This is a genomic window from Gelidibacter sp. (assembly GCF_035577925.1).
Lineage (GTDB): Bacteria > Bacteroidota > Bacteroidia > Flavobacteriales > Flavobacteriaceae > Gelidibacter.
On the sequence record NZ_DATJCY010000104.1, the window covers coordinates 1 to 14470 of the forward strand.

Annotated in this window: 13 protein-coding genes; 8 read left to right on the forward strand and 5 right to left on the reverse strand. The window is 34.8% G+C overall.

Annotation, left to right across the window (positions count from 1 at the left end; all coding sequences use genetic code 11):
• Positions 1-9 precede the first annotated feature (9 nt).
• Positions 10-885 (reverse strand): helix-turn-helix transcriptional regulator, encoded by an 876-nt coding sequence (locus VNJ50_RS03590; protein ID WP_325579131.1) that lies wholly within the window; start codon positions 883-885, stop codon positions 10-12.
• Between the two features lie 500 nt (positions 886-1385).
• On the opposite strand from VNJ50_RS03590, the gene VNJ50_RS03595 reads away from it, so the two are divergent.
• On the forward strand, positions 1386-2885 hold the full coding sequence (locus tag VNJ50_RS03595) for an acyl-CoA dehydrogenase family protein (RefSeq protein WP_325579133.1): 1500 nt from the start codon (positions 1386-1388) through the stop codon (positions 2883-2885).
• Positions 2886-2980: 95 nt separating this feature from the next.
• On the opposite strand, the gene VNJ50_RS03600 is transcribed toward VNJ50_RS03595, so the two are convergent.
• Complete coding sequence (locus VNJ50_RS03600) at positions 2981-3292, reverse strand: hypothetical protein (RefSeq protein WP_325579135.1); 312 nt, start codon at positions 3290-3292, stop codon at positions 2981-2983.
• Between the two features lie 287 nt (positions 3293-3579).
• Here VNJ50_RS03600 and VNJ50_RS03605 point away from each other — a divergent pair, with 287 nt between their 5' ends.
• From VNJ50_RS03605 to VNJ50_RS03620, 4 genes are all read left to right on the forward strand, one after another.
• On the forward strand, positions 3580-4593 hold the full coding sequence (locus tag VNJ50_RS03605; protein ID WP_325579155.1) for a PTS sugar transporter subunit IIC: 1014 nt from the start codon (positions 3580-3582) through the stop codon (positions 4591-4593).
• Positions 4594-4939: 346 nt separating this feature from the next.
• Positions 4940-6805, forward strand: coding sequence for a DNA topoisomerase IV subunit B (locus VNJ50_RS03610; protein WP_325579137.1), 1866 nt, complete (start codon positions 4940-4942; stop codon positions 6803-6805).
• On the forward strand, positions 6795-7277 hold the full coding sequence (locus VNJ50_RS03615) for a hypothetical protein (protein ID WP_325579139.1): 483 nt from the start codon (positions 6795-6797) through the stop codon (positions 7275-7277). The genes VNJ50_RS03610 and VNJ50_RS03615 overlap by 11 nt, the downstream gene beginning before the upstream one ends.
• Positions 7278-7288: 11 nt before the next feature.
• On the forward strand, positions 7289-9949 hold the full coding sequence (locus tag VNJ50_RS03620; RefSeq protein WP_325579141.1) for a DNA gyrase/topoisomerase IV subunit A: 2661 nt from the start codon (positions 7289-7291) through the stop codon (positions 9947-9949).
• A 240-nt stretch (positions 9950-10189) separates the two neighbouring features.
• On the opposite strand, the gene VNJ50_RS03625 is transcribed toward VNJ50_RS03620, so the two are convergent.
• Complete coding sequence (locus tag VNJ50_RS03625) at positions 10190-10576, reverse strand: hypothetical protein (protein ID WP_325579143.1); 387 nt, start codon at positions 10574-10576, stop codon at positions 10190-10192.
• Between the two features lie 95 nt (positions 10577-10671).
• Complete coding sequence (locus VNJ50_RS03630) at positions 10672-11070, reverse strand: helix-turn-helix transcriptional regulator (protein ID WP_325579145.1); 399 nt, start codon at positions 11068-11070, stop codon at positions 10672-10674.
• 317 nt (positions 11071-11387) lie between these two features.
• On the opposite strand from VNJ50_RS03630, the gene VNJ50_RS03635 reads away from it, so the two are divergent.
• The 3 genes from VNJ50_RS03635 to VNJ50_RS03645 all read left to right on the forward strand — a co-directional run bounded on the left by VNJ50_RS03635 (position 11388) and on the right by VNJ50_RS03645 (position 13680).
• On the forward strand, positions 11388-12530 hold the full coding sequence (locus VNJ50_RS03635) for a M14 metallopeptidase family protein (protein WP_325579147.1): 1143 nt from the start codon (positions 11388-11390) through the stop codon (positions 12528-12530).
• Positions 12531-12603: 73 nt separating this feature from the next.
• Positions 12604-13083 (forward strand): Lrp/AsnC family transcriptional regulator, encoded by a 480-nt coding sequence (locus VNJ50_RS03640; protein ID WP_325579149.1) that lies wholly within the window; start codon positions 12604-12606, stop codon positions 13081-13083.
• An 81-nt stretch (positions 13084-13164) separates the two neighbouring features.
• The gene (locus VNJ50_RS03645) at positions 13165-13680 is read left to right on the forward strand and encodes a DinB family protein (protein WP_325579151.1); all 516 of its coding nucleotides are present in this window, start codon (positions 13165-13167) and stop codon (positions 13678-13680) included.
• On the opposite strand, the gene VNJ50_RS03650 is transcribed toward VNJ50_RS03645, so the two are convergent.
• On the reverse strand, positions 13675-14470 hold a 796-nt coding region (locus VNJ50_RS03650; protein WP_325579153.1), incomplete at its 5' end, for a 3-dehydroquinate synthase family protein. The two genes, VNJ50_RS03645 and VNJ50_RS03650, sit on opposite strands and share 6 nt — an antisense overlap.

A 14470-nucleotide genomic window follows, 5' to 3' on the forward strand; every position in this document is an offset into this window, starting at 1 on the left:
AATCCGACATCACGGATTGATTTCTGTTTTTTTAAATCTGGATGGCGATAAATGCGTGTGTTTTTTAAAGAAAGCACTAAAATTGGCAGGTTCATTAAAACCCAGTTCATAGCCAATTTCTTTATTGGACGCATTGGTAAAATAGAGAAGGCGTTTGGCCTCGGTAATAATTCTTGATTGGATGTATTCTTTGGCCGTTTTACCAATTCTGGCTTTGAACGTCCGATTGAGATGATCGGCAGTAATGTTGAGTTTATTCGCGTAATATGTGGTGGAATGTTCTTGTTTATATTCTTTTTCGACGTGCTTTTTGAATTTCCTAATGAGTTCTGTGCCCGAATTATCAATGGTTGATTCTATAGGATTAATGGTACAGATATTATTGCATTCGATAAGCAAAAGTTTCAAAAATGAACCAATGGACAAGATTTTCATTGGTGCATCGCTCTTAAAAATAGAAAAGATGTTTTCGGCATAATTTTGTATAACTTCAAATTGCTCTCGATTAGGTAAAAGTGGCGGACTTTGTCCATAATCCTGAAAGAGATTTAAACTTTCTATAAATGACAAGGGGATGGAATTCTGAACCAAAAACTGATTGGAAAACGTCATCACATATCCATAAGATTTTTCGTGTTCTATAACTTGGTGTACTTGACCCGGTGCCACAAAATAGATTTGGTTACTGGATAACGGATAAGAATTGAAATCGATTTTATGTACACCGTTGGCATGGTTAATAATCAAAACGGTAAAATAATTATGCCGATGGGGAGTATCCTGTTTGCCATTTCGCTTTGTGAAAATAGTTTCCATTTTGGAAATCTCAAAAGTTATGTGGTCTTCATGGGCATTTACTGCTTGGTATATTTTTATGTTCGCCATTTTTAATAGAGTACGATCTTTTCAGATTTGTGCTAATTGTCATTTTTAAAATAATGAATCAAAATTAGCATTAAAGATAATCATAAAGTTAAAGTTTATTTATGCTGTTTTTTTTGAGGTTTGGGGTTGCTATTTCTTTTCTTAGTAAAATCAACGGCATTTAATTCTATAATCCCGCTGCAAAGATGTTATTGAAACAATATTAAGTAACATCGTCCAACTATTCCTAATTTTTTCAATATTGACCGTACATTCTTACGGTGTTTGGATTCTATTTTATTATTTTCGCAACTATTTTAAAAAATGAACAAATCAATCAATTGTTTATATTCATTCTAAATAATATTTAATAATTTTGTCCACGGAGATTATCCATGCTAATGTTTGTTTTAGATTCTAAAGAAAATGTCAATCTTTACAATATTGTTTTGTTGATTTTCTTTTGAGTTTGATCCATGAATTAATACTAATGGCAACCAACTCTCCTTAATTTTAATTTTATGGAAACAAAAACCGAATTTTCAGTATTCATCAAAGATTTTGAAAAAACATTACATCATTTATTTCATGAAGAAGGGAATATTGATCAATTGAGTTTAGAACGTGGTTTACCTGCGGACATTTTGGAGAAAATAATGTCCAAAAATCCATTGTCTGTTGCTATTCCAAGTGAATTTGGTGGACGCGGAGCAAATGTGAAGGAATGCCTTCAAGTGCTATCTGCAGCTTCTTATGAGTCCTTGTCACTATCTTTAACTTTTGGAATCAACATTGCTTTGTTTTTAGAGCCTGTTGCAAAATATGCCGAAGCTGCTGTAAAACCCGAAATTTTTGATCGGTTTTTAAAAAACCAGAATATGGGTGGCCTCATGATTACTGAGCCTAACTATGGAAGTGATGCTTTAAATATGAAAACTTTTAGCCAAGAAAATGAAAATGGCTATACAGTTAAAGGTACAAAGCATTGGCAAGGTCTGACCGGAATGGCTGACTATTGGTTGATTGCTGCTAGAAACAAAACCCAAAGTGGCGACCTTTCTAGGGATGTAGATTTTTTTATTGCCGATAATTCCATCAAAGATCAGCATATCGTTGTTGAAGAACTTTATGATAATGCAGGGCTTTATATCATTCCTTATGGCTTAAATAAATTGGATCTTCAAATTCCAAAAAACCAACGATTAGTTCCTGAGACTACTGGAATTAAAATGATGTTGGACATTTTGCATAGAAGTAGATTGCAGTTTCCAGGCATGGCAACGGGTTTTATAAAACGTATGTTGGACGAAGCTACAGCCTATTGCAAATCCCGAATGGTGGGTGCAGGTAATTTGTTGGCCATGGATCAAGTGCAATTCCAATTATCAAGAATCCAGTCGGCCTTTACCTTGAGTTCCGCCATGTGTTATAGAAGTACCAAAATAAGTGGGATAGAGCATAATTTAGCAACCAACGGGTTGGAAGCTAATAGTATGAAAACTGTGGTTACCGATTTGATGCATGAGTCTGCTCAGCTCCTAACACAGCTTTCTGGTGCTAATGGTTATCGTATAAGTCATATTGGTGGACGTGGTATTATGGATAGTAGACCGTTTCAAATATTTGAAGGTTCTAACGAAATGTTGTATTCTCAAATTTCAGAAATGATAACGCGCGCCATGAAGAAAGGTAAGATGTCCAACTTGTTGGAATATCTGAAAACCTTGGATGTTACTGCGGAATCTTCCAAGCTTTTCAAAAACGATCTCAATTTTAATATTGACAGTAATCTTTCGCAACGAAAATTGGTCGATTTAGGTAGAATTATTGCCAGAGTGGTCAGTGTTGGCTATGTATTGGAAATGGGCGATGAAGGCTTTAGAAAAGATTTGGTAGATAACTGTATTACGATGGTACAGCAGGAAATTTCTGGTCTTTTGAGCTTTTTCCATTTTGATAACTCTGTAAAAGTCATAGAAGATTATGCTTTAGATAGCGTTTGGTCTAATTATCTAAAATAATAGTTACATAAAACCAAAAAACTAAATTGTTGAAGTTCTTTGTTTTAATTCTTTTTTAGAGTTTTAGAGCAAAGAATTTCTATTATATAGAGTTTTTAATTTCCAGCAAAAGGTGACCCAAAAATTCCGACAGCAAGTTCTGCCCAAACGATAAAAAGAAGGATAAAAAGAATAATGGCAGCTATAATTCTGTGTTTTGTGGCTGTTAGTCTTCTTAAAATGAATTCTAAGACGAGTCCAGTAAAAAGCAATAATAGTCCAGCCACAATAAAATCGGAAACAGACCATTTTACCTGATTGGTAAATTGCATTGCGGTTAATGGTATTAAAAGTAGTATTGCAATAACTGATAAAATACCAAGAAATCTTTTGTTTGGACTCAGTTTTAAAATGAGATTCTTATTCACTTTATTGATGTTTGCTTAAACAATGTTTTTACAGAAATATTATCTAACATTCTCAAAATTGATCAATTCAAAGTTCGGATTTATTTTTGAATATTGTTAAAAGTGCGACAGATAAAATTTGGTTAAATATTTAAAAAACAGGTGTTAATTGAATGATTGCCGCGTTTTGTTTGAAAGCACTCCCATTTTAATTTGTTTTGCCATTGGCTATATATAATTTAAACTTGCATCAACTTTAGTAGCTGCATATTTTTTTGTTAATTTGAAAGCAAACCATTCGGATGTATATTAAAGCATTTCTTCATCGTAAAAACGTTGATTTTTCGGCTAAAAAATATTTTGTAGATGCCATGGGCGCTATGGCGTACGGATTATTCGCTACACTTTTGGTAGGTACCATACTAAAAACCATAGGCGAGGAGTTTGACATCCATTTTTTAAAAGATGTGCTTTGGCCAGTTGCGCAACAAGCTACAGGTCCGGCCATAGCCATTGCGATTGCTTATAGTTTAGGTGCGCCACAATTGGTATTGTTTTCATCGGCGGTTGTGGGTGTTGCAGCTTACCAAATGGGCGGGCCATTAACTGTTTTTATTACAGCTATTTTAGCAACAGAAATAGGAAAGCTAATTTCCAATGAAACTCGTATTGATATCGTGGTCACACCAATGGTAACGGTACTTATTGGTGTTTTGTTGGCGATGATTATAGGGCCCACCGTTCAGTTTTTAATGCAAAGTATTGGCGAACTTATAACCTTGGCAACACAATCCCAGCCTATTATAATGGGGATTGTGGTGGCTGTAATTGTTGGCATGACCCTTACTTTACCAATTTCTTCAGCAGCGTTATGCTTAATGCTGGAACTCGATGGTTTGGCTGCTGGTGCTGCAACCATTGGGTGTTGCGCACAAATGATAGGTTTTGCTACTATTAGTTATAAAGACAATGGTATTAAAGGTTTTTTGGCACAAGGTTTAGGCACAAGCATGTTGCAAATGCCTAATATTTATAAAAACTGGAAAATATGGATTCCCTCCACATTGGCTTCGGCTATTATTGGTCCTATTGCGATTGTGTTTTTTAACATGAAAAATACAGCTTTGGAGTCTGGAATGGGAACCTGTGGATTGGTCGGTCAAATTGGTTCATATAATGCCATGAAATTAGAAACTGAATCTTCGACCATTCTCTTCAACATTGTGCTATTGCAGTTTTTACTTCCGGCTATGTTGTCTTACTTTTTTTATTATCTGATGAAAAGAAGAAATTGGATCAAAGATGGTGATTTGAAAATATAACAATTCATTATAAGTTGGATGAATTTCAGGAAAAAGCTGTGTTTACCCCTAGCAAAGTATAAGTTTTTCGTTTAATACTAATTTTATTCATATCTTTAAATTTGGATGAAAAATGGAATCATTTTTTAGAATATTATCATTTAAACAGTACGAATTATCGTTGTAATTATGATTTTATTTTTGAGTTCTGTTTGGTAATCAATATATATTAATTAAACTTGAAACTTGACGTTTCTCACTCCAAACCCTAAATCTTAAAAACTTTGTTAATTACTTTAACACGGTGCGGTTTTATGGTCTGTAGCGAAATGTTATATTAGCAATCTATCTAAATTTCTACCTTTTTATGTCTTTACAAACCGATTATACCGAAGATAATATACGTTCGCTCGATTGGAAAGAGCATATCCGTATGCGTCCTGGAATGTATATTGGTAAGCTTGGTGACGGCTCTTCACCTGATGATGGTATTTATATTCTTTTAAAAGAAGTTTTGGACAATTCCATTGACGAATACGTTATGGGCGTTGGTAAAACCATCGAAATTTCCATTCAGGGCAATAAGGTCATCGTGCGCGATTATGGTCGTGGTATTCCACTCGGGAAAGTAGTGGACGTGGTCTCAAAAATGAATACTGGAGGTAAGTATGATACGCGGGCATTTAAGAAATCAGTGGGACTTAATGGTGTAGGGACCAAGGCGGTGAACGCGTTGTCCAATTTTTTTAGGGTAGAATCGACGCGTGATAATAAATCGGCTTCTGCTGAATTTTCGCAAGGAAATCTCACCAATCACGAATTGTTGGATGATACCTCAAGAAGAAGAGGTACTAAAGTTTCATTTATTCCAGATGAGGCGATTTTTAAAAACTATAAATATCGCAATGAATATGTTGAGAGAATGCTCAAAAACTATGTGTATCTCAACACGGGTCTGACCATTATTTTCAATGGTGAGAAGTTTTATAGTGAACACGGATTGAAAGACTTGTTGGAAGAGAGCATCAATGAATCTGATCGATCTTATCCGATTATCCATTTGAAAGGCGATGATATTGAAATTGCTTTAACACATAGTAAAACACAATATAGTGAAGAGTATTATTCGTTCGTAAATGGACAGAATACCACACAAGGCGGTACCCATTTGGCGGCTTATCGTGAAGCTTTGGTGAGAACTATTAGGGAGTTTTACGGAAAAAACTACGATGCCTCCGATATTCGAAAATCGGTCGTAACAGCGATTGCCATAAAAGTCATGGAACCTGTTTTTGAAAGCCAGACCAAAACTAAATTAGGTTCGACGGATATGGGCGGTGATTTGCCTACGGTCCGAACGTATGTCAACGATTTTGTGAAAACACAATTGGATAATTTTTTACATAAAAATCCTGAAACTGCCGATAAAATCAACCGTAAAATCCTTCAGGCAGAGCGTGAGCGCAAAGAATTGTCCGGAATTAGAAAATTGGCTAAGGATAGAGCTAAAAAAGCCAATCTTCACAATAAAAAATTGCGCGATTGCCGTGTCCACTTTGGAGATACAAAAAACGATAGGTATTTAGAGTCCACATTGTTTATTACTGAGGGCGATTCGGCATCCGGAAGTATCACCAAATCGAGGGATGTAAATACCCAAGCGGTTTTTAGTTTAAGAGGAAAACCTTTGAACTCTTATGGCATGAGCAAAAAGATTGTTTATGAAAATGAAGAATTCAACCTGTTGCAAGCTGCTTTAAATATTGAAGAATCTATTGAGGACTTACGCTACAACAATATTGTTATTGCTACTGATGCCGATGTGGATGGCATGCATATCCGATTATTATTGATAACGTTCTTTTTACAGTTTTTCCCAGAATTGATCAAGGATGGTCACTTATATATTTTACAAACACCTTTGTTTCGCGTTAGGAACAAAAAAGAAACCATTTATTGCTATTCCGAACAAGAACGTCGCGATGCCATCGAAAAATTAAAACCAAAACCCGAAATCACACGATTTAAAGGTCTTGGTGAAATCTCGCCAGACGAATTTGTTAATTTCATTGGCGAGAGTATCCGCTTGGATCCTGTAATGTTGGACAAAGAGATGTCCATAGACGCATTGTTAGAATTTTATATGGGTAAAAACACACCAGAACGTCAAGAGTTTATTATCGATAACCTTAAAGTAGAATTAGATATAGTAGAGGAAGTTCATGAGAACTAATAATGCAAAGGTTAAAAATACTATTGTATCAGTCTATTTTATACTGATTGTCCTTGTCATTTTGTTGGCAACGGTATTTAGTGCCTTTAGCCATTTGGCATCGAGCTCAAAGATGACTTTTCTTTTTATCTTCATCGGATTTTTGATTCTGTTTCTTGCAGTGCATTTCATTTCAAAATATTTTGAATATGATAGTGACGGCAAAAAGGTTCTACTTATCAACAAAGGACTTTTGCTGTCCGATTATTTCAATTATAGAGAGCATCAATTGGAATTTAATAAATCGCGACTCAAGGCCTTTCAATTTAGAAATTATCTGATCTATAAAAGTTTGACGTTGTACATTACAAACTCAAAAGGTCAAGTTAAAAAAGAAACTTTTAACGTGACTTTGGTGTCCCGGCGAAAAAGACGATATATTGGACAGTCATTAAGTAAAATGATAAAAAATAATACAAAACCTACTAATTAATATACACAATATTGGAAGAAGATCACTTACATAATGAAGCGGAAAATATTAAGGAAAACTCAAGTGGCGAAACGATCACGAGGGTTACCGGAATGTTTAAGGATTGGTTTTTGGACTACGCTTCCTATGTTATTTTGGAGCGTGCCGTTCCGGCTATAGAAGACGGATTTAAGCCAGTTCAAAGACGTATTATGCAATCCATGAAAGATTTGGATGATGGACGTTATAATAAAGTAGCAAATATTGTTGGCCATACCATGCAATACCATCCGCATGGCGATGCCAGTATTGCGGATGCCATGGTTCAACTTGGTCAAAAAGACCTATTGATCGATACGCAAGGGAACTGGGGAAATATTCTTACTGGAGATGGTGCCGCTGCACCTCGATATATTGAAGCAAGGCTGTCTAAATTTGCTTTGGATGTCGTTTTCAATCCAAAAATCACCGAATGGCAAGCTTCTTATGATGGTCGAAGGAAGGAGCCAATTAACCTTCCGGTCATGTTTCCATTATTGTTGGCGCAAGGCGGTGAAGGAATTGCTGTTGGACTTTCTACAAAGATTTTACCTCATAATTTCATTGAGCTTATTGATGCCTCAATTAAGCACCTAAGTGGAAAAAAATTTACTATTTACCCCGATTTTCCCACTGCTGGAATTATAGATATTACTGATTATAAAGACGGTATGCGCGGCGGAAAAGTACGCGTTAGAGCTAGGATTTCACAATTGGATAGAAATACGCTGGTCATCAGCGAAATTCCTTTTAGTACTAATACATCTTCCTTAATTGATTCCATTTTAAAGGCCAATGAAAAAGGCAAGATCAAGATCAGGAAAATTGAAGATAATACAGCAGCTGCCGTTGAGATTTTAGTGCATTTACCATCTGGTATCTCACCCGATAAAACGATTGATGCCCTTTATGCATTTACCAATTGTGAAGTGTCTATTTCACCATTAGGTTGCGTTATTGAAGATAATAAACCGCTTTTTGTTGGGGTTACAGAAATGTTGCGCCATTCTACCGATAACACTGTTCAGCTCTTAAAACAAAATCTCGAAATAAAACTTTCTGAGTTTGAGGAACAATGGCATTTTGCGTCTTTGGAACGTATTTTTATCGAAAACAGGATTTATCGTGATATTGAAGAAGAAGAAACTTGGGAAGGCGTTGTAAGTGCTATAGATAAAGGTCTTCAGCCACATATCAAGCATTTAAAACGCAGTATCACTACGGAAGATATTGAGCGCTTAACAGAAATAAGAATTAAACGTATTTCTAAGTTTGATATTGATAAAGCACAACAAAAAATTGATGCGCTAGAAGACCAAATTGCTCAAGTAAAATATGATCTCGAGCATTTAACCGATTATGCTATTGCTTATTTTACAAGGCTTAAAAACGATTATGGCAAAGGAAGAGAGCGTTTGTCAGAAATCCGTTTGTTCGATGATGTCGATGCCACAAAAGTGGTTATCAGAAACACAAAACTATATGTCAATAAAGAAGAGGGTTTTGTGGGTACATCACTTAAAAGAGATGAGTATGTTTGCGATTGTAGTGATATTGACGACATCATCGTGTTTACAAGAGATGGTAAAATGACCATTACCAAAGTAGATGCCAAGACTTTTGTAGGAAAAGATATTATCAATGTTGAAGTTTTTAACCGGAAAGACAAACGCACCATCTATAATATGATTTATCGTGATGGTGGTAAAGGACCTTCTTATATCAAGCGATTTTCTGTAACTGGCGTTACCCGCGATAGGGAATATGATTTGACAACAGGCAATAAAGGCTCGACAGTTTTGTATTTTTCATCCAATCCTAATGGTGAAGCCGAAGTCATTACTGTTTTCTTAAGGCAGAATGGCAGTATCAAGAAATTGAAATGGGATCTCGACTTTGCCGATATTCTTATAAAAGGACGAAACTCCAAAGGAAATCTTGTCACCAAACATGCTATTAGAAAGATTGAACTTAAAGAAAAGGGCATTTCTACATTAAAACCTAGAAAAATTTGGTTTGATGATGCTGTTCAAAGATTAAATGCCGATGCTAGAGGCGAATTGATTGGTGAGTTTAGGGGTGAAGACCGATTGTTGGTTATTAATCAGTCGGGAGTTGTAAAAACCATTTCACCCGAATTAACTTCGCGTTTTGATGATGATATGATTGTTCTTGAAAAATGGATTCCTAAAAAACCAATTTCAGCCATTTATTTTGATGGCGATAAAGAACGCTATTATGTAAAACGTTTTCTGATTGAACAAGAAGGTAAAGAAGAGTCATTTATTTCCGATCATCCAAAATCGCAACTGGAAATTATTTCTACAGATTGGAAGCCGATGGTTGAAGTTGAGTTCGCAAAGGAACGTGGCAAGGAAAGAAAAGATAACCTAAAAATCAATCTTGAAGAATTTATCAGTATTAAAGGAATTACGGCTTTAGGAAATCAACTGACTAGAGATAAGGTAAAGCAAATTAGCCTGCTTGAGCCCTTGCCATATGAAGTTCCAGAAGAATTGCCTGCCGAAGAAATTGAGGTTGTAGATGAAGATGACATTTCCGGTAATGGTATTCCTAAAACTACAATATCTAATTCAGAAGACAATTCTGATGACGACGAAATTGAAGAAAACGGGCAGGTGAAGTTGTTTTAAGGAACAATTTCAAACATAAAAAAAGCTATTTGTCCGTATTAATATTAATATAAGGTCTCGGAAATATGAAAAGTCTGATCATCTTTATTAAAATTACAAATGCCTTGGAAAGAATTTTTCAGGGCATTTGTAATTAAACCAGATATATAATTCTCAATCCTTACAAGAATCGTTCTAGGCAATCAAAATGATGAGTTTAAGGATTGGCGTTGCTTCATTAAAAAGAAATCAAAGTTGTCTTTACTTTATTCTGGTTGCAGTTCCTTTTTCAACATGTTTTTGTTGACTACCTGGTTGAATGGCCAAACTGTACTCAAATGTATATGAATCCTCAGAAGTGGTCAGGATTTTCATGTGGATGGCTTTTTCTTCACTCATGTTTTTCGGATTGATGTGTTTCATGATAAATTCGCAATCGTTAATCCATCTAATTGAAGCCGTATCAATCTTGTTTTCGTAATAATCAATATTGGTGCTGTCTGTTCTAACGAATTTCCCGATTTTTTCCACACCATCAGTGGTGTATTTAAATTCAAATGTGCCTGTTCTAAAGTCTTTACAATTGCGCTCTTTATTATAACAGCTTGTCAGAAGTAATAAGGAAATAAAAAATATTGAAAATTTCATGTGTATAGAATTTAGATGCAAAACTAACCAAAAGTAAGTTAATCTAAAATCAAATTATCGAAAGATAATTGACAGATTTTTATTACATAAAAAATCTAACTCTCAACAAATTCCCTAAACGTGCCATCTTTATAAAGGATGACAATTTTATCAATCGTCTTGTCTTTGGTGTCTGGCTGCTTTTCAGATTTGATTTCTTTTTTGTTTTCAAAAGAGGGGATCGGAGTTTCAAAATCTTGCTTTGTTTCTGCCTTTGATTTTTGTTGTTCCGCCGGGAATTTACCTTGTCCATTTAGTAGCCAATACAGATCAACTTCGGGATAAGCAGACAAAATTTTCATCACAAAATCTAGGCTTGGTTTGTTCCTGCCTGATAATATATGCGAAATGCTAGACCGCTGAACGCCTATTTTATCAGAGAAAGAAGAGGCGGTTTCGGCATAGAAGTCAATGACCTTTTGGAGTCGTTTGGAAAAATCATCATTGTTTAGCATTGTAAACTTGTATTGGTGTTTTATAATGTTACAAATGTAATAAATAGATTGTAAACAGCATTATATTAAATTCAACCTTACAGATGTTGGTAAACCTATACTTTAAATAAATATATTTAAAGTACTGATTAAAAACAATTACAATGGCATTAAACGGAAAACAAATTTCATAATATATAAACAATGGTTTTTGCGCTTAAACAAATCTTTAAATTGTATAGTTTTGTAAACAACAGTATTCTTTTGCATTGTTTACATTTGTAAAAGGTCAATTGTTTACATTTGTGCAGCTATAATTTAACACAATTAAACTGCTCATGGAAATTGATTATGGACGCTATTATGAGGCGTCTCTTTTTGGTCGTTATATTAATTATGACCATATAAAAAATTTACTCAAAAAGCACAGCTCTCATTTTGAGATCGGCATTTTAGGGAAGTCGGTTTTGAATGAAGAGATCCATTTTATAAAAATCGGTTCAGGGAAAAAACGAATTTTAATGTGGTCACAAATGCACGGAAATGAAAGTACGACCACCAAGGCCATTTTCGATTTGTTGAATGTTTTGGCTGATTCTGAAAATGTTTTTGTACATCAACTTTTGAAGAATTGTACCATAGGAATTATCCCTATGTTGAATCCTGATGGATCGAGAGCTTATACCCGTTTAAATGCAAATCAGGTGGACTTGAATCGAGATGCCCAAAGTTTGACGCAACCTGAAAGTATTATCCTTAAAAAATGTTTTGAGGATTTTAAACCGGATTTTTGCTTTAATCTTCACGGTCAGCGCACCATTTTTAGTGCAGGTTTGACGAACAAGCCAGCAACGGTTTCTTTTTTGTCTCCGGCGCAAGATGAAGCTTGTTCGATTACGGATACCAGAAAAAAAGCAATGGATGTTATTGTGAAGATGAATGAAAACCTCCAAAAACAAATTCCAGGTCAAGTAGGTGTATATGATGATGCTTTTAATATTAATTGCGTAGGGGATAGTTTTCAGTCCTTGAATGTGCCAACGGTATTATTTGAAGCCGGACATTATAAAGGTGATTATGATAGAGAAAAAGTGAGGGAATTTATTTTTCAGTCACTTTGGATTGGAATCGTAGAAATTGCGACCAAAGACATCTTGGGTCTGAATGATAAACTATATTTTGAAATTCCGGAAAACGAAAAATTGTTTTACGATATAATTATCCGAAACGCAAAATTAAAATCAGAAGGAGGTTATGAGGTTCTTGATATTGCCATCCAATTTGAAGAGTTTCTAGATCAGAATCGTGTTGTTTTTATTCCTAAAATCGAAAAGATTTCAGATTTGAGTTCTTTTTTCGGTCACAAAGAGATTGATGCCAACGGGGAATTGGTGACTGCTCATGTTAATGATGTGTTAAAGGTGGGTTTCGCAATCGATTTCGTATTGATAAATAATGAAAAATACATGCTATTTACGTAAAAAATGTGACTTTAAGCGTCTTATTTTCGATAAATTTCTACTATTTTTGTAAAAAAAATAATAATTCACAAAAATGGGAAAGTTCAAGTTAGATGAAATTGATCATCAAATTTTAGACATGTTAATTGATAATACACGTGTTCCGTTTACGGATATTGCTAAGAAATTAGTGATTTCTGCTGGAACTGTTCATGTTCGTGTTAAAAAAATGGAAGAAGCGGGTATTGTGCAAGGTTCATCGTTAACTTTAGATTACAAAAAATTAGGGTACTCTTTTATTGCTTACGTTGGGGTTTTCTTGAACAACACGTCACAAACAAAATTTGTATTAGAGCGAATAAATGAAATACCTTACGTAACAGTTGCTCATATTACAACCGGAAAATTTAATATTTTTTGTAAAATAAGGGCTAAAAACACATCGCATGCCAAGGATATAATTTTCATGTTAGATGATATCGAAGGGATTTATAGAACGGAGACAATGATTTCGTTGGAGGAGAGTATAAATGATAAAAAGCGATTGATGCATTCAATTTTTAACGAAATGTAATCGATTTAAAATTTTTAATTTACACACCCTTTATTGAGCCATCAGTAAAGGGTGTTTTTAAATAATATGAAAGGTGTTTTTATGTCAAAAATTCAATTAATGTCCGATGAATATAATCCTTACTATCAACCTTATATTGATGAAGTATCAGATCTGGAGTTATTGCAAGTTTTGGAATACAATCAAGATTCATTGATTTCATTTATCAAAAGTATTCCTGAAGATAAGCTTCATTATCGTTATGCCGATGGCAAATGGACTATTAAGGAAATAATATTACATTTAATTGATACTGAGCGTGTGTTTGCTTATCGCGCGTTGTGTATTGCCCGAAATGATAAATCACAACTGCCAGGTTTTGATCAAGATGCGTTTGTTGTTTATAGTAATGCTAATGACAGAACTATCGATAGTCTTTTATTAGAGTATCAGGATGTGAGAAAAGCCACACTATCATTGTTTGCCACTTTTGATGACAAAACTTTAGCGACAAAAGGAACTGCCAATAACAATGTGCTTTCTGTCAGGGCGGCTGCATTTATAATTGCAGGACACGAAAAACATCATCTCCAAATCATAAAGGATCGGTATTTATGATTTGTAATACTCAAAAGCTTTAAGAAGTAATTCATTTTCTACCAAGCAATCCATTTTTGGTTTACCGATCGCTTCTAAAAGTACGAAGTTGATATTGCCATGTTCGTTTTTCTTGTCATATTTCAAAAGATCTATGATAGCCTTATAATCGGTGGTTTCAATAGGTATGCGTTTGAATATTTTAAGAAATGTTTCTTTAATAATCTCCAAATCCTCTTTTGGAAAGCCTAATAATTCGTGGGAAATATATGATTCCATAATCATTCCGATGGCAATTGCCTCACCATGGAGCAATTCTTCCTTGTTGGGTGCGCTCAAAAAATAAGACTCAATGGCATGGCCTAGGGTGTGACCAAAATTGAGGTGTTTTCTAATGCCTTGTTCATTGGGATCTTCTGTTATTATGGTGTTTTTTATTTCAACAGATTGATGAATTAAGTTGTCTAAATCATTTAAGGATAAGTTGCTTAAGTTTAGGAGGCTATTCCAATATGAACGATCGTGGATAAGACCATGTTTTAGCATTTCAGACAATCCGCTTTTTAAGTGGTTTTGAGGTAATGTATCTAAAAAGCTAGTGTCTACTATGACCATATCTCCTGTAGAAATTACGCCTATTTGATTTTTTAGTGCTCCAAGATCAACGCCGGTTTTTCCTCCTACGGATGCATCGACCATTGCCAATAGTGACGTAGGAACATTAACGTATTTTATGCCACGTTTAAAGGTGCAAGCAACAAATCCTCCCAAATCGGTCACAACGCCCCCGCCCACATTAATGATCAGGCTC